General features: G+C 57.7%; 11 protein-coding genes and 2 pseudogenes. 6 read left to right on the forward strand and 7 right to left on the reverse strand.

Annotated elements, in window-relative coordinates; genetic code table 11:
* The first annotated feature begins 18 nt into the window (after positions 1-18).
* The 5 genes from ABJM11_RS20885 (at position 19) to ABJM11_RS20905 (ending at position 6,472) form a co-directional block, all read left to right on the forward strand.
* Positions 19-1,842 (forward strand): extracellular solute-binding protein, encoded by a 1,824-nt coding sequence (locus ABJM11_RS20885; protein WP_348295286.1) that lies wholly within the window; start codon positions 19-21, stop codon positions 1,840-1,842.
* A 38-nt stretch (positions 1,843-1,880) separates the two neighbouring features.
* On the forward strand, positions 1,881-2,966 hold the full coding sequence (locus tag ABJM11_RS20890; protein ID WP_348295287.1) for a microcin C ABC transporter permease YejB: 1,086 nt from the start codon (positions 1,881-1,883) through the stop codon (positions 2,964-2,966).
* Positions 2,963-3,991, forward strand: coding sequence for an ABC transporter permease (locus tag ABJM11_RS20895; protein WP_348295288.1), 1,029 nt, complete (start codon positions 2,963-2,965; stop codon positions 3,989-3,991). The genes ABJM11_RS20890 and ABJM11_RS20895 overlap by 4 nt, the downstream gene beginning before the upstream one ends.
* 1 nt (position 3,992) lies before the next feature.
* Positions 3,993-5,582, forward strand: a complete 1,590-nt coding sequence (locus ABJM11_RS20900; protein WP_348295289.1) for an ABC transporter ATP-binding protein — start codon at positions 3,993-3,995, stop codon at positions 5,580-5,582.
* A 104-nt stretch (positions 5,583-5,686) separates the two neighbouring features.
* Entirely contained in the window at positions 5,687-6,472 is a 786-nt protein-coding gene (locus tag ABJM11_RS20905; protein WP_348295290.1) for an enoyl-ACP reductase, read from the forward strand.
* Between the two features lie 49 nt (positions 6,473-6,521).
* On the opposite strand, the gene ABJM11_RS20910 is transcribed toward ABJM11_RS20905, so the two are convergent.
* Both ABJM11_RS20910 and ABJM11_RS20915 read right to left on the reverse strand, forming a co-directional pair.
* Positions 6,522-6,932 (reverse strand): PilZ domain-containing protein, encoded by a 411-nt coding sequence (locus ABJM11_RS20910; protein ID WP_348295291.1) that lies wholly within the window; start codon positions 6,930-6,932, stop codon positions 6,522-6,524.
* Between the two features lie 43 nt (positions 6,933-6,975).
* Positions 6,976-8,799 carry a DUF1631 family protein gene (locus ABJM11_RS20915; protein ID WP_348295292.1) on the reverse strand — a complete coding sequence of 608 codons (1,824 nt, stop codon included), beginning with the start codon at positions 8,797-8,799 and terminating at the stop codon, positions 6,976-6,978.
* 124 nt (positions 8,800-8,923) lie between these two features.
* Here ABJM11_RS20915 and ABJM11_RS20920 point away from each other — a divergent pair, with 124 nt between their 5' ends.
* Positions 8,924-9,997, forward strand: coding sequence for a 3-deoxy-7-phosphoheptulonate synthase (locus tag ABJM11_RS20920; protein WP_348295293.1), 1,074 nt, complete (start codon positions 8,924-8,926; stop codon positions 9,995-9,997).
* Positions 9,998-10,035: 38 nt separating this feature from the next.
* On the opposite strand, the pseudogene cobA reads toward ABJM11_RS20920, so the two are convergent.
* The 5 genes and pseudogenes from cobA to ABJM11_RS22580 form a co-directional block, all read right to left on the reverse strand.
* A pseudogene (cobA, locus tag ABJM11_RS20925) lies at positions 10,036-10,857 on the reverse strand (uroporphyrinogen-III C-methyltransferase); the annotation flags it as partial.
* A gap of 14 nt (positions 10,858-10,871) precedes the next feature.
* The gene (serS, locus tag ABJM11_RS20930) at positions 10,872-12,146 is read right to left on the reverse strand and encodes a serine--tRNA ligase (RefSeq protein ID WP_348295294.1); all 1,275 of its coding nucleotides are present in this window, start codon (positions 12,144-12,146) and stop codon (positions 10,872-10,874) included.
* 119 nt (positions 12,147-12,265) lie between these two features.
* Entirely contained in the window at positions 12,266-13,609 is a 1,344-nt protein-coding gene (locus ABJM11_RS20935; RefSeq protein WP_348295295.1) for a replication-associated recombination protein A, read from the reverse strand.
* Positions 13,609-14,265 carry an outer membrane lipoprotein chaperone LolA gene (lolA, locus tag ABJM11_RS20940; RefSeq protein WP_348295296.1) on the reverse strand — a complete coding sequence of 219 codons (657 nt, stop codon included), beginning with the start codon at positions 14,263-14,265 and terminating at the stop codon, positions 13,609-13,611. Before lolA ends, ABJM11_RS20935 begins: the two co-directional genes overlap by 1 nt.
* Positions 14,266-14,277: 12 nt before the next feature.
* Positions 14,278-15,816 (reverse strand): annotated as a pseudogene (locus ABJM11_RS22580) (DNA translocase FtsK); the annotation flags it as partial.
* Positions 15,817-16,044: the final 228 nt, after the last annotated feature.

Raw genomic sequence — 16,044 nt, forward strand, 5'->3', positions numbered from 1 at the left:
CGGATACGTGCGAGATCTATGACAAGAACACGGAAAGCCTCATCCCTGATCAGCATTTTCAGCGTTATCGCCATGGCCGTGGTGCCATGGCAGTCTCCTTCAGCCGCCACCGCAGCAGAGCATGCCATTGCCATGCACGGCGACACCCGATACGCCGAGGGCTTTCCCCACTTTGATTACGTCAATCCCGAGGCCCCCAAAGGGGGCACCTTGCGGATGGCAGTCGTGGCCAATGGCTTTGACTCTTTTAACCCCTTCGTCATTCGAGGCGTGGCCGCAGCCGGCATTAATGCCTACGTTTATGACACCCTGCTAGAAGCTTCGGCCGACGAGCCCTTCTCAGCCTATGGACTGATTGCTGAATCCATCGAAACACCCGAAGACCGGAGTTACGTGACGTTCAATCTCCGCGAAGAGGCGCGATTCCAGGATGGCGAGCCGATTACCGCCGAGGATGTGAAATTTTCTTTCGAGGTCCTGACCACCGAGGGTCACCCGTTCTATCGCAATTATTATGCGGACGTGACCGAGGTATCGATTGAGGATGAGCACCGAATTCGCTTCGATTTTGCCGAAACCAACAACCGGGAACTGCCACTGATACTGGGCCAGCTTCCCGTACTTCCCAGCCACTACTGGGAGAATCGCAAGTTCGGAGATAATGGCCTGACACCCCCAGTGGGCAGCGGGCCCTACCGTATAGGGCATTTCGAGGCCGGCCGGTCAATCACCTTCGAGCGAATCGAGGATTACTGGGCACAAGATCTCGGTGTCCGTAAAGGCAAGTTTAATTTTGACAGAATCCGCTACGACTATTATTCAGACGACACAGTAGCCCTGGAATCATTCCGGGCCGGCAACTTTGATTTCCGCGTGGAATCGTCAGCCAAAAACTGGGCAACTGCCTATACAGGCGATCAGTTCGAGTCTGGCAAGGCCAAAACCGAAGCCGTCGAGCATGGTCGCCCCGCAGGTATGCAGGCGTTTGCCATGAACACCCGGCGCGAGGTTTTCAGCAACCCGAAAGTGCGCGAAGCCCTCGCCTACGCATTCGACTTTGAATGGGCAAACAAGAATCTTTTCTATGGGCAATACACCCGCACTTCCAGCTACTTCGAGAACAGTGAACTGGCTTCGTCTGGCCTGCCCGAAGGGCGGGAACTGGAGATTCTGGAGCCCTACCGCGACCAGTTACCCGAGGATGTGTTCACCGAAGAATACCAACCACCTTCCACCGCCGGCGAAGGCGGCCTGCGCGAAAACCTCCGTACCGCCCTTACCATGCTGCGCGACGCCGGCTATGCCGTAAAAGACGGGACCATGGTCCATCAGGAAACGGGGGAGCCACTGGCGTTCGAAATCCTCATTTACCAGAAAACCTTTGAGCGCGTGGTACTGCCCTTCAAGAACAATCTGGCGAAGCTCGGCATAGAGGTGTCGGTACGCCTGGTGGATACCAACCAGTATATCCAGCGGATCCGTGAGTTCGACTACGACATGACGGTCCAGGGTATCGGGCAGTCTGACTCTCCGGGTAATGAGCAGAGGGAATACTGGCACTCATCGAATGTGGATGTGAAAGGGTCGCGCAATTATATGGGCGTTGAAAGCCAGGTGGTCGATGAACTCGTCGACCTGGTGATTCAGGCACCGAGCCGGGAAGAACTCGTTCACCGGGTACGCGCTCTGGACCGGGTACTGCTCCACGGTCATTACGTGATTCCCAACTGGTACCTGCCGAAGGACCGCATCGCCTACTGGTCTTTCCTGCAGCGTCCGGAAACTGTGCCCAAGAATGGCGTCGATATAAACAACTGGTGGGTAAAAAACACTGGCCAATGATGCAGATCTCTGAAGAAAACGAGACGGAGTTCCGCTGAATGGGCAGTTATATCCTCAGGCGTCTGGCGCTGATTATACCAACCCTGCTGGGCATTATGCTGCTCAATTTCGTGATCGTTCAGGCCGCCCCGGGCGGCCCCGTTGAACAGCTGATTGCGGAAACAGAGGGCCATGGCGGGGGAGCTCTCGCCAGGGCAAGTGGCGGCGGTTCCGGCGGCGAAGTTGTGTCCTCAAGTGGCGACAGTCGCGGCTCCCGCGGGTTGCCGGATGAGCTGCTGCGGGAAATCGAAGTGATGTACGGCTTCGACAAACCACCCCACGAACGCTTCCTGAAAATGCTCGGCGACTACGCCACATTTGATTTCGGCGAGTCCTTCTTCCGCGACCGTTCAGTGATCGAACTGATACTGGACAAAATGCCGGTGTCCATTTCCCTTGGATTATGGTCCACCCTGATTATCTACCTGATCTCCATTCCCCTGGGTATCCGCAAGGCCGTCACCGACGGCTCACGATTTGACGTGTGGAGCAGTTCCGCCATAGTAGTGGGCTATGCCATTCCCGGTTTCCTTTTCGCGATACTGCTGATTGTCCTTTTCGCCGGCGGCAGTTACCTGGACTGGTTCCCACTACGCGGCCTGACCTCTTCCAACTTCGATGAACTCGACTGGTACCAGAAAATCGGTGACTACTTCTGGCACCTGGCCTTGCCGGTCACTGCCAACGTCATCGGCGGTTTCGCCACCCTCACCCTGCTGACCAAGAACTCGTTCCTCGATGAAATCAGCAAGCAATACGTGGTGACTGCCCGCGCCAAGGGCCTGGAAGAAAAACAGGTGCTGTACGGTCACGTGTTCCGCAATGCCATGCTGATTGTGATCGCCAGCCTGCCAGGGGTTCTGGTTTCCCTGTTCTTTACCGGTTCCCTGCTGATAGAAGTGATCTTTTCCCTGGACGGACTCGGACTGCTTGGTTTTGAAGCGGCACTGAACCGCGACTACCCGGTGATCTTCGGCACACTCTTCATTTTCACACTCATGGGCCTGGTGTTGAAACTGGTGAGCGACATCACCTATGTTCTGGTGGATCCACGCATCGATTTCGAGAGCCGAGAGGGATCATGAGCCTGGTAAAGCTGACCCCGATCCAGCAACGCCGGCTTGCCAACTTCCGCAAGAATCGTCGTGGCTTCTGGTCCTTGTGGGTATTTCTTGCCCTCTTCGGGCTATCGCTGATCGCCGAGCTGATTGCCAACGACGTGCCATTGGTCGCCTATTACAAGGGAGATCTCTACTTCCCGGTGGTGGAAAGCGTACCCGAGGAAACTTTTGGCGGTTTTCTGCCAACGGAAGCGGACTACCGCGATTCGTTCATTGCCGATGAGATTGAAGCTAATGGCTGGATGATCTGGCCGCCGATACGTTTCAGCTACAACACCACCAATTACAACCTTGAGGTCCCATCACCGGCGCCCCCCAGTGCTGAAAACTGGATTGGCACCGACGACCAGGGCCGGGACGTTGCCGCCCGGGTGATCTATGGATTCCGGATTTCGGTTCTGTTCGGGCTTATACTCACCATTCTCAGTTGCATCGTCGGGGTCATTGTCGGTGCCATACAAGGTTTCTACGGTGGCAAGATTGACCTGATCGGGCAGCGCTTCATTGAGGTATGGTCCGGCCTTCCGGTTCTGTACTTGCTGATTATTCTCTCCAGTATTGTGCAGCCGAATTTCTGGTGGTTGCTGGGCATCATGCTGCTGTTCAGCTGGATGGGTCTGGTGGATGTGGTGCGGGCGGAATTCCTCCGTGCCCGCAACTTCGAGTATGTGAAAGCCGCCAGGGCCCTGGGACTGGGCAACCGCAAGATCATGTTCCGGCATATTCTGCCCAATGCCATGGTGGCGACGCTTACCTTCCTGCCATTCATACTGACCGGCGCCATCACCGGACTGACGTCACTGGATTTCCTGGGTTTCGGCCTGCCATCGGGGTCCCCGTCCCTCGGCGAGCTGATTGCCCAGGGAAAGTCCAATCTCCATGCGCCGTGGCTCGGGATTTCAGCGTTCATTTCCCTGTCCATCATGCTGACCTTGCTTGTATTCGTGGGCGAAGCGGTGCGTGATGCCTTCGACCCGAGAAAGAACTGATATGTCGCAGCTTCTGGAAATCAAGGATCTGTCCGTTACGTTTGACGCCTCCATACAGGCCGTCCAGCGACTGTCGCTGCGGATCGACCGGGGGGAAACCGTTGCTCTCGTTGGCGAAAGCGGTTCCGGGAAATCGGTATCGGCGCTGTCGGTTCTGCGACTGTTGGATGAACGCCACGCCAGCTACCCGTCCGGCGAGATCATGTTCCATGGCGAGGACATGCTTAAGGCCAGTCAGAAGCGGCTACGACAGATTCGCGGCCGCCAGATCAGCATGATCTTTCAGGAGCCCATGACATCGCTCAACCCCCTGCACACCGTTGAGAAACAGATCAGCGAGACGCTCGCCCTGCACAAGGGCATGCGAGGGCCACAGGCAAGGTCCCGATGCATGGAACTGCTCGAATTGGTGGGTATACCGTCGCCGGAAGAGCGCCTTGACAGCTACCCGCATCAGCTGTCAGGTGGTCAGAAGCAACGGGTGATGATCGCGATGGCGCTGGCCAACGAGCCCGATCTCCTGATTGCAGACGAGCCGACCACGGCCCTGGATGTTACCGTCCAGAAACAGGTGCTGGAATTGCTCAAAGACCTTCAGCACAAGCTGGGTATGGCCATCCTGCTGATTACCCATGACCTCTCCATTGTTCGCCGATATGCGGATCACGTTGTGGTTATGGAACGGGGCCTGTTGGTGGAAGAAGCGGCAACCCAAACCCTGTTTGACGATCCACAGCACCCTTACACCCGACGCCTGCTCGATGCGGAGCCGCCGGCCTCACCCTCAGGGGCCATGGTCAACAACAAGGCACTTCTGGATGTGGACAGCCTGGACGTTCGCTTTATTACCCGCAAAAGCCTGCTGGGCAAGCCGAAAGCCTGGTTTCAGGCCGTCGACAATGTCAGCTTTTCCCTGAACCAGGGCGAGACGCTTGGCATTGTGGGAGAAAGCGGCAGCGGCAAAACCACCATTGGCCACGCCCTGCTCAAACTCACCGGCAGTACAGGCAGCATTCGGCTGGCAGGTCAGGAGTTGTCCCGCCTGGACCAGAAACAGTTCCGTCCCTGGCGCAGTCGTATCCAGATCGTATTTCAGGATCCGTTCGGCAGCCTCAGCCCACGCATGTCCATTGCCGAGATTGTGCGGGAGGGGCTTGAAATTCATGTACCGGCTACCCCCGAAGAACAGGACCGGAAGGTAGTTCAGGCCCTGAACGATGTTGGCCTGGACCCGGACGCCCGACATCGTTACCCCCATGAATTCTCCGGCGGGCAGAGGCAGCGAATCGCCATTGCCCGGGCGCTTGTGCTTCAGCCAGACCTGATCATTCTGGACGAGCCCACCTCAGCGCTGGATCGCACGGTTCAAAAGCAGGTGATTACGCTTCTCAGGGATCTGCAGGACAAATATGGTCTAAGCTATGTGTTTATCAGCCACGATCTGGCGGTTGTGAGGGCGCTCAGCCATAAACTTCTGGTGCTCAAGAACGGCAACGTTGTGGAATACGGGGAAGCATCTGGAATTTTCAGTACACCGAAACACGAGTACACCCGTGAACTGCTTGGAGCGGCACTGTTCTACACCCGCTGACAATTACCCGCCAGCCCGGGCCGGACACTACGACCAATTGAGCGTTACCCGCACCGCTGCGGTTCATGGATAATGCCTTAAACTGAAACACAGGGAGAATCGATATGGGATTACTCAGTGGCAAGAAAGCACTGATTGTCGGCGTTGCAAGCAAGCACTCCATCGCCTATGGCATTGCCGAGGCGTTCGCCAGAGAAGGCGCCGAACTGGCTTTCACCTACCAGAATGAAAAGCTTAAATCCCGCGTGGAGACATTTGCCGAAGGCTGGGGCAGTTCGCTGATTTTTCCGTGCGATGTGGCCAGTGATGAAGAAATCGAGGCCGTGTTCACCGACCTTGGAAAACACTGGGACAATGTCGACGTGATCGTTCACTCCGTAGGTTTTGCGCCCGGCCATGAGCTCGATGGCAACTACGTGGACGTGACCACCCGTGAGGGCTTCCGTATCGCCCACGAAATCAGCTCATACAGTTTTGTTGCCCTTGCCAAGGCCGGCCGCAAGATGATGCACGAAAACAGCTCCATGCTGACCCTGAGCTACCTGGGCGCGGAGAAGGTACTGCAGAACTACAATGTGATGGGGCTGGCCAAAGCCTCACTGGAAGCCAACGTTCGCTATATGGCCGGCAGCCTCGGGCGCGACGGTATCCGCGTAAATGCTATATCCGCGGGACCGATCAGGACCCTGGCGGCATCCGGCATCAAGAGCTTTCGCAAGATGCTCACCGAGAACGCACGCAGGGCGCCACTGCGCCGGAATGTGACTACCGATGAAGTTGGCAATGCCGCCGCTTTCATGTGCTCCGACATGGCCAGTGGCATCACCGGTGAGATCATGTACGTAGACGCCGGCTTCAACATCACCGGCATGGGCGAACTCGAAGACTGACAACGGCTGTCGTTTCCCGGCGGGGCTTTCCCCCTGCCGGGAGCCGGCGTCAGCCTTCCGACATTGCTCTGGCGACCGCTTCAACCCACTCCAGATAGGCTGTATCGTCCGACTCCAGTATCTGCAGCCCCACCAGCCAGCCATTGGCATCAGCCGGCCGGCACCACACCACCTCAACCATCAACCGGAAAGGTTCAGACACCTCTTCAAGGCTCACCCAGGCAGGCAGTAATGCCCCGGTCGTTAACGGTTCAGAGGTGACAAGCCGGATTCCTCTTGCAGACAGATCACTGGTTCGCGAGATCAGCGACCGCTCCGCGCCTTCACCGGACTCCTCGGGAACCGATGACTCAAGCTCCACGGTCACCTTTGCGCTCGCCGTGAGCCGGTACTCGGAACGATTATCCCCGTGTTCCGGAGAGTCGTCATAGTCACCAAAGTTGTAGTCAATATCACTCATGATTTATTCACCTGACCTTCACCTGGCTACGCCGGTTGACGGATCAATTTCTGCCAACCCGGATGCGCCCCACGACCCTGGAGAGGGTGTCGTCAAATTCCGCGGAAGCTCCCAGTACCCGAATGCGACCTGACACAATGTCGTTCACCAGCTCGTCAAACAGGAACTCCCGGCGATTGAGGCCCAGCCGATCCACGAAAACCAGTTTTCGTGAGGCATTGATCCGCACGGCCAGTTTCAGGCGTACTGCATCCTGGTCAGCCCCGGAACTCTCTTCCACGATCCAGCCGCCCAGTTTAATACCGTCGACGAGTTCCCGGGCTGCCGCCAGTTTTTCGCGCATCAGGCGGTCCTGCTCGGCCTCTTCATCGGCCAGGCGTCTGGCTTCAGCCGCCTGCTCGCTGCGGGCCAGTTCCTCGCGCCTTGCGGTCTCCTCTTCCTGCTGGCGGCGCTCTGCCTCTTCCTTTTCCCGTCGCAATGCATCGGCACGGGCTTTTGCTTCTTTCGCAGCCTTGTCACGCTGAAGCTTCTGACGGTCAAGTACCACCGACAAAGAGGAAATGGTTTCTGCCAGCACCTCGCCAAAAGGTTTAAGCGGTGGCAAAGGCCTCAGCGTGCCTTGGTCCAGACCGGCCACAAACCGGCTCCAGGGCAACAAACCAAGCTTGACGCCAGCGCCGTTGGTCCAGAGCACTTCACAGGTATCCGGCATTAGTGCGAAGAAGAACCTGCGCTGCTCACTCGCGCCCTCACCTTCCACGAACCACTTACCCTTGAAGACGGATACATCCGATTCTGCCGGGGCGGAGAACGTCAGCCAGGCCGAATCCCAGGAAAACCGGTCACCGGCCGGAAGAGCGGGCACAAGATCGGGGGTTTCACCCCGCAGACGGGCAACCATGACAGTCTGGACACCCTCCAGGGCCTTGTCTGCCAACGGCGTTTTCTGAACCCGGTTCCACACGTCTACGATACGGTCACCAATCTGCTCACCTACCGTATAGAGTCGGTTTCGGTCTTTGTCCGAGAGGTGAGGATCGCCAATCCAGACCAGCCATTCCAGAAGTTTGCCGGCATGGCGCCAGTTATCACTCTCAGTACCGTCTTCCCAGACTATCTGTTTCAGAAGTCCGAACCAATGCTCGAAAATAAAGCTCACGACTGCCTGTGGCAATTCGCGATTCTGCAGCGCCCGCCCCACCAGTGCGCGCGCTGTGTGCTCCGCCCGACGTTGCCTGGCGGCGCCCTGCTCTGTTTCGAGCAGGCGTTGGCGCAGCCTGTCGTTCTGCTGCTCCCGCTTCGCGGCGTCTTCCTCCCACTGCCTGCAAAAAGCCAGGACCGGTTCGGTGTCGCCCGAATCAAAGCTGCCGGAGACCGCTATAACCAGAGCGTCCAACTGATCCAGCAGGGCTCTGTCGGAGCGTCCCCCAGATGCACTCCAGCCACGGCAATCCTGCAGGCTGTCCAGCCATTGAATGAGTGTATCCTGAAGCGCCTCAGCACCGACAAGGTTCATTCGCCAGGCCAAAAAGAATCGCAGGCGTGCAATCCGACGCGCGAGTTCCGGGTGCAGACCACTGGTTTTTAGGAAGACCCCCATGATGCGGTCAGCGACATAGGCAGAGTTGATCTGCCGCACCGACCAGGTCAGGGAAACGGAACGTATCACCTGGGTGACGGGCTCGTCCCTTTGCTCTGTCCAGCAGGAAAGCAATAACGGCCCCCAGTCGCTGACCGTGTCCGGTGACAGCTTGCGGGCCGGGTATGGAAGATCTGGTACACGAATGCCGGAGAGCACGTCGGCCATCTTCTCTGCGACCCGCTTCCGGGGCAGGACTTTCCCCTTGTTCTGCGTGCTCTGCTGCATCCGTTCTCCGCGCGTCAGAAGCGTTGAAAAGGTCTATCAAATAACGCAGTATAACCAACTCGCTGGGGTTTACTGCAACTTAACCCCGGTAGGTTATGTTTTATGCGACGGGGATAACATCAGAATGTCGGGCACCAAACTAGAGAATCTGAATGTGGCGAGTCAGGAACCATTGATTACACCTGAAGCGCTGAAGCAGGAATTGCCGCTTTCCGGCAAGGCTGCGGAAACCGTGGAAAACGGCCGCCAGGCCATCTATGACATCATGGACGGCAAGGATCACCGCCTGTTCGTGGTTGTGGGCCCCTGCTCTATTCATGATGTTGAAGCCGCCCGGGATTATGCCGTCAAGCTCAAGAAACTGGCAGACGAAGTCAGTGACACTCTCCTGGTTGTCATGCGGGTATATTTCGAGAAGCCGCGTACCACTGTCGGCTGGAAGGGTCTGATCAACGATCCGCACCTGAACGACACCTTTGATATCGAACAGGGCCTGCACATCGGCCGCCGTCTGTTGCTGGATATTTCAGAGCTGGGCCTGCCCACCGCCACCGAGGCCCTTGACCCGATTTCCCCGCAGTATCTTCAGGACACCATTTCGTGGTCGGCCATTGGCGCCCGTACCACCGAATCGCAGACCCACCGTGAGATGAGCAGCGGGCTGTCTATGGCCATAGGCTTCAAGAATGGCACCGATGGCAGCCTGGATGTCGCAGTAAACGCCATGAAGTCGGTCTCTCATCCTCACAGTTTCCTGGGTATCGACCAGCAGGGCAAAGTCGCCATCATCCGTACCCGCGGCAACAACTACGGCCACGTGGTTCTCCGTGGCGGCGGTGGCAAGCCCAACTACGATTCAGTCAGCGTTGCCCTGTGTGAACAGGCTCTGGAAAAAGCCAAACTCCGCCAGTCCATCATGGTTGACTGCAGCCACGCCAATTCCAGCAAAGACCCGGCTATCCAGCCGCTGGTGCTGCAGGACATCACCCACCAGATTCTGGAGGGCAACCAGTCCATTCAGGGTCTGATGGTGGAAAGCAACCTTAACTGGGGCAACCAGTCGATTCCTGAAAACCTGGCCGATCTCAAATACGGTGTGTCTGTGACTGACGCCTGTATTGACTGGGAAACCACTGAAAAAGCCCTGCGCGATATGCGGGACAAGCTCAAGGACGTGTTGCCGAAGCGCCGCGGCTGATCCGGCGCCGCGGCTGGTCGAGAGCGGCGACTGAAGAGTCAGCCGCCCACCCAGTCCAGCCTGCTTCTGAGGGGCACCACCCTGCCTATAATAACCAGGGTAGGAGCAGGCACATCATTTTCCTCGACCCGTTCAACGATATTGGAGAGGTCTCCGGTAACCACCTGCTGATGGGGCGTGGTGCCGCGGGAGACCAGCGCCACCGGCATATCCGGCGACATACCATTGGCAATCAGCTGTCGGCAGATAATGGGTAAGCCCACCAACCCCATGTAGAACACCAGTGTCTGGTTGTTCTGGACAAAGTCCTTCCATGGCAAATCGCAGGTATCATTCTTGAGATGGCCCGTCACAAACCGGACCGACTGGGCGTGATCTCTGTGGGTGAGCGGAATGCCGGCATAGGCTGCACATCCGGACGCCGCAGTAATGCCAGGCACAACCTGAAACCGCACGCCGGCGGCAGCCAGGGTTTCAATCTCTTCTCCGCCACGACCAAAAATGAAAGGGTCCCCTCCTTTCAGTCGCACAACTTTGAGCCCCTTGCGCGCGAGCTCAACCAGGCGGTTGTTGATCTGTTCCTGAGGCAAGGTATGGTTCGACCGTTGTTTGCCCACATGGACCCGTTCTGCGGATTCCGGAATCAGCGACAGGATTTCCGGGGATACCAGGCGATCGTACAACACCACTTCCGCTGACTGGATCAGGCGCCAGGCCTTCAACGTCAGAAGTTCCGGGTCCCCGGGGCCGGCACCGACGAGTGCAACCTCCCCCTCGGAGCTGTTGGGGTTTTCGGTGACCGGATTTTTCTGGTATCGAACTGGTGCGGGCTTCGCACCGACGCCCCTCCATGGTGCATCGTCGGATCTGTCACTCATTGGATTCTTTCTACGCCTCCCATATACGGCTTCAGAACTTCGGGAACCAGAATGCTGCCGTCTTCCTGCTGGTAGTTCTCCATGACCGCAATCAGTGCACGGCCAACGGCAAGGCCGGAACCGTTCAGCGTATGAACCGGCTCAGGCTTGTTGGTTTCCGGGTTACGCCAACGTGCATGCATACGCCGTGCCTGGAAATCCCGGGTGTTGGAGCAGGACGAAATTTCACGGTATTTATCCTGGCCCGGCAGCCAGACCTCGATATCGTAGGTGCGGGCCGCTGCAAACCCCATGTCACCACCACACAGATCCACTAACCGATAAGGCAGTTCCAGCAACTGCAATACCTTTTCGGCGTGGCCGGTAAGAGCCTCCAGCGCGGCTTCGGAGTCTTCTGGCCGTACCACCTGAACCAGCTCCACCTTGTCGAACTGGTGCTGCCGGATCATGCCCCGTGTGTCACGGCCGTAAGAGCCGGCTTCGCTTCGGAAACAGGGCGTATGGCACACCATTCTCAACGGCAGCTCTTTGGCGTCCAGGATGGTATCGCTCACCAGGTTGGTCGCTGGCACTTCCGCCGTCGGAATCAGGTATAACGGCTTCTCACCGTCCATGCGAAACAGGTCTTCCTCGAACTTCGGAAGCTGGCCGGTACCATACAGAGTCTCTGCGTTTACCAGATAGGGTACATAGGCCTCCGTATAGCCATGCTCTTCTGTATGCAGGTTCAGCATGAACTGAGCCAGTGCCCGGTGTAGCCGCGCGACCGGGCCGCGCATCACTGCAAAACGGGAATGGGCCAGACGTGTAGCGGTTTCAAAGTCCAGCCCGCCAAGCGCCTCGCCCAGGGCAACGTGATCCCTGGGTTCAAAGTCAAAGCTCTTCGGAGTGCCCCAGCGCCGGACCTCTACGTTGTCCTCTTCGCTTTTTCCCGCCGGTACCGTTTCATCCGGCAGGTTCGGAATCGCAGCCAGGAAGTCGTTCAGCTCTTCCTGAAGCGCGCGCAATTCCTCTTCAGCCTCCGACTTCTGCTTCTTCAGGTTTTCCACCTCATCCAGCAGCGGCTGAATGTCCTCGCCGGCGGCTTTGGCCTTACCGATGGATTTGGACCGGCGGTTCTGCTCGCTCTGCAAGGTTTCCGTTTTCACCTGGATCGCGCGACGGCGTTCCTCAAGCTGATCGAAGGTGGCTCTGTCAAAAGCAAAGCCCTTGATGGCCAGGCGACGGGCTATCTCTTCAGTCTGGGTGCGGACACGTTTGGGATCGAGCATGGTTATCCTGAGTTTTCCGGTTCAAAGGTGAATGGACTGGTGTCTGTTTTGACGGTTGACTGGGCATTATACCTGCGAGGATGGCTGTGGCTACATCAGGCACGGCCAGGCGGGGAATTTCAGTTTTGCGGGTAACGTTTGCGAGGGCTGCTACGGTTCCATTCATCCAGCCGGTCGCGCTTTTCAGCGAGTTTGATTTCAAGGCCCCGGTTTACCGGCTGATAGTACCGGCGCTGGCATACGGCTTCCGGCAGGTAGGACTCCCCGGCGGCAAAGGCATCAGGTTCGTCGTGGGCATAACGGTACTCGTCGCCATGGCCCATGGACTTCAACAGTTTGGTGGGTGCATTGCGCAGGTGCACCGGTACGTCGTAGTCAGGGTCGTTGCGGATATCAGCCATGCACTGATTGAACGCCTTGTAGACAGCATTGCTCTTCGGTGCCAGCGCCAGATACGTCACCGCCTGGGCAAGAGCCAGCTCGCCCTCCGGTGAACCCAGCCGCTCCTGGGCCTCCCAGGCGTCCATGGAAAGCTGCAGTGCCCGGGGGTCGGCATTACCAATGTCTTCGCTGGCAATTCTTGCCAGCCTGCGGGCGACGTAAAGAGGGTCACAGCCACCGTCCAGCATACGGCACAACCAGTAAAGGGAGCCATCCGGGTCCGACCCCCGGACCGATTTGTGCAGTGCCGATATCTGGTCATAGAAAACGTCGCCGCCCTTGTCGAATCGTCTGAGGCTGGTCTGTAGAACCTGCTCCAGATGATCGCGGGTAATTCTCGCGCCGCTTGCCTCGTCCGGCTCGGCAAGATCCGTGGCCACCTCGAGAATATTCAGCGCCCGTCTGGCGTCACCGCCTGAAGCGGATGCGATAAGATCCAGCACTGGCCCTTCTGCGGTGAAACGACCGCCCAATCCTTCCGGCGATGACAACGCACGCCTCAGCAATTCCAGGATATCGCCATCCGCAAGGTTCTTGAGGACATAAACCCGGGTACGGGATAACAGTGCGCTGTTCAGTTCAAAAGAAGGGTTTTCCGTGGTAGCTCCCACGAAGATGAAGGTGCCGTCTTCAATGTGAGGGAGAAAGGCATCCTGCTGGCTCTTGTTGAAGCGGTGAACTTCATCCACAAATAACAGGGTGTCCCGGCCTTCACTGCGTTTACGCTCCTTCGCGCGCTCAACAATCGCGCGAATGTCCTTAACGCCGCTCAGGACGGCGGAGACGGTCTCGAAGCTTAGATCACTGAGGTTTGCCAGCAGGCGGGCAAACGTGGTCTTGCCGACGCCGGGAGGCCCCCAGAGAATCATCGAATGAAGCTGCCCCTGCTCTACGGCCCGCCGAAGCGGTTTACCCTCTCCAACGAGGTGGCCCTGGCCAACATACTCGTCGAGATTTGCCGGGCGCATTCGTGCAGCCAGGGGCCGGAACCCCTGCTGTTCTCCGAACAGGCTTTCCTGCATCAGGCTCCGTCCCGGATCACATCCACGTCATCGGGATATTCAAGGACAAAGGCACTGTCACTCACTTCTTCGTTGAGGCGGATATCGTCAAAGCTCAGTACGCTCAACTGGGACAAAGAATCCCGCATCCGCATTTCCTGCAGCTCGCCCTTGAAAAAGGTCAACCGCAGGGATACAAAAAGCGAATCTTCGCTTCTCGGCTCGAGGGTGAATTCCCGGTTGTGCTCGCCGACAGAGCGCATTGACACCTTATAGGTCTCGTCAAGATTATCCACTTCCCCGCTGAGCAGCAATGCGGGGGTTGTCGACACTTTCTGATCCAGGCTGTGGATGGTGACCTGCTCCAGGTCCGGGTCGTAAACCTCTACCTTGTCGCCGTCACTGACAACAAACTGGGAGTGCGGCTGGCTGGTCTCCCAGTAAAACAGGCCCGGACGCTTAGCCTTGAGGGAGCCCCGGCTTTCCTGTACACGGTTGCCGTTTTCGTTGACCACAATCTGGATAAAGGTCGACTGAAAGGACTCGTAACTTTCCAGCATGGAGGCCAACTCGGCTGCGGCGTCTTCCCCACTTTCTTCCGCGTGGGCTGGCAGGGCGAACGCCAGTAGCAAACCCACTATGGATGCCGCCCAAAAAGCCTTTGTTGATTTCATCATTAACCTGTACTCCTAATCTCTTGGTGGCGGTGGTGCCAGTACCTCGCGGGCGCCATTGTGCCCGGCGGCGCTGACCACACCCGATGCTTCCATGGCCTCTACCAGGTTTGCTGCCCGGTTATAGCCGATCTTGAATTTCCGCTGCACGGATGAAATCGAAACGCGCCTGCCTTCCGTCACGAATGCCACCGCCTCGTCAAACAGGGCATCCCCTTCACTATCACCACCGCCGTCACTAAGACTGGGCACGCCAGGCAGGTTCTCGCCTTCTGCGCCGTTAAGCACATCGTCTACATAAACCGGCTCACCCCGGGCCTTCCAGGCGCTAACAACCCGATGCACCTCGTCGTCATCCACAAAGGCACCATGGACGCGCACCGGCAGACCGGAACCGGGAGGCAGGTACAGCATATCGCCATGGCCCAGCAACTGTTCGGCCCCGCCCTGGTCCAGTACTGTGCGGGAATCGATCTTGGACGACACCTGGAATGACATCCGGGTAGGAATATTGGCCTTGATCAGGCCGGTAATCACATCCACTGAAGGCCGCTGGGTGGCTAGAATCAGGTGAATTCCGGCGGCACGGGCCTTCTGGGCAATCCGCGCGATCAACTCCTCCACCTTCTTGCCCACAATCATCATCATGTCGGCGAATTCGTCGATCACCACCACGATAAAGGGCAGAGTTTCCAGCTCGGGCCGTTCCTGTTCATCGTTAGCCAGGTATTCATCCGGCTTCCAGGTGGGATCGAGCAAGGGTTCCCCCGCTGCGGCGGCATCTTTTACCTTACGATTGTATCCGGCCAGGTTCCGAACCCCGAGGCTTGCCAGCAGCCGGTACCGTCGCTCCATCTCTGCCACACACCAGCGCAAGGCGTTGGCGGCGTCTTTCATGTCGGTGACCACCGGCGCCAGCAGATGGGGGATACCATCGTAGATGCTCAGCTCCAGCATCTTCGGATCCACCATGATAAAGCGGACCTCTTCCGGTGTAGCCTTCAGCAGCATGCTCAGGAGCATGGCGTTAACACCCACCGACTTACCGGAACCCGTGGTGCCGGCCACAAGAAGGTGTGGCATCTTGGCTAGGTTAGCCACCATCGGGTTGCCCCCGATATCGTTGCCCAGCGCCAGGGTCAGCGCCGACGAGGAATCCTGGAATACGCGGGCATTTAGCACTTCACTCAGGCGGACCATTTCCCGCTCTTCGTTCGGGATTTCAATACCAACAACCGACTTACCCGGAATAACCTCAACCACGCGGACACTCAGGACCGCCAGTGAGCGGGCCAGGTCTTTGGCAAGGTTGGAGATCTTGCTTACCTTGACCCCTGGCGCAGGCTTGATTTCGAACCGTGTAATTACCGGCCCGGGGTTTACTTCCACCACTTCCACAGAAACGCCGAAATCTGCCAGCTTTTCTTCCAGCAGCCTCGACATATGCTGCAGAGACTCTTCGGAGTATCCCCTTTCCTTGTGTTCTTCTGGTGGATCAAGAAGCGAAATGGGAGGAATGGGGCTCTCAATATCTTCCAGCAGCGATGCCTGCTTATTGCCACCGCGACCGTTGCTTGCAGTCTGATCTTCCCGTTTGAATGGAGAAATCTTCAGAGACTTTCCGGGACTTGCGGGTGGCTTCTTGCCACTTTTCATGCCCGGTTCCGGCACATCTGAAATGGCGGCACCGTCATCCCGGGAGCTGAAACTTTCGAGTCGCGCGGGTTCGGCGTCATCCCCGGAATGCACACCTTCGAGCCCCGGCTCTCGCCGTTCTTTCGG

It is taken from the genome of Marinobacter sp. (genome assembly GCF_039977835.1).
Lineage (GTDB): Bacteria > Pseudomonadota > Gammaproteobacteria > Pseudomonadales > Oleiphilaceae > Marinobacter.

What these genes read in the sequence shown, in the direction of transcription:
- ABJM11_RS20885 (WP_348295286.1), top strand. Translation starts at nt 19, where the DNA reads ATGACAAGAACACGGAAAGCCTCATCCCTGATCAGCATTTTCAGCGTT.
- ABJM11_RS20890 (WP_348295287.1), top strand. Translation starts at nt 1,881, where the DNA reads ATGGGCAGTTATATCCTCAGGCGTCTGGCGCTGATTATACCAACCCTG.
- ABJM11_RS20895 (WP_348295288.1), top strand. Translation starts at nt 2,963, where the DNA reads ATGAGCCTGGTAAAGCTGACCCCGATCCAGCAACGCCGGCTTGCCAAC.
- ABJM11_RS20900 (WP_348295289.1), top strand. Translation starts at nt 3,993, where the DNA reads ATGTCGCAGCTTCTGGAAATCAAGGATCTGTCCGTTACGTTTGACGCC.
- ABJM11_RS20905 (WP_348295290.1), top strand. Translation starts at nt 5,687, where the DNA reads ATGGGATTACTCAGTGGCAAGAAAGCACTGATTGTCGGCGTTGCAAGC.
- ABJM11_RS20910 (WP_348295291.1), bottom strand. Translation starts at nt 6,932, where the DNA reads ATGAGTGATATTGACTACAACTTTGGTGACTATGACGACTCTCCGGAA.
- ABJM11_RS20915 (WP_348295292.1), bottom strand. Translation starts at nt 8,799, where the DNA reads ATGCAGCAGAGCACGCAGAACAAGGGGAAAGTCCTGCCCCGGAAGCGG.
- ABJM11_RS20920 (WP_348295293.1), top strand. Translation starts at nt 8,924, where the DNA reads ATGTCGGGCACCAAACTAGAGAATCTGAATGTGGCGAGTCAGGAACCA.
- serS (WP_348295294.1), bottom strand. Translation starts at nt 12,146, where the DNA reads ATGCTCGATCCCAAACGTGTCCGCACCCAGACTGAAGAGATAGCCCGT.
- ABJM11_RS20935 (WP_348295295.1), bottom strand. Translation starts at nt 13,609, where the DNA reads ATGCAGGAAAGCCTGTTCGGAGAACAGCAGGGGTTCCGGCCCCTGGCT.
- lolA (WP_348295296.1), bottom strand. Translation starts at nt 14,265, where the DNA reads ATGATGAAATCAACAAAGGCTTTTTGGGCGGCATCCATAGTGGGTTTG.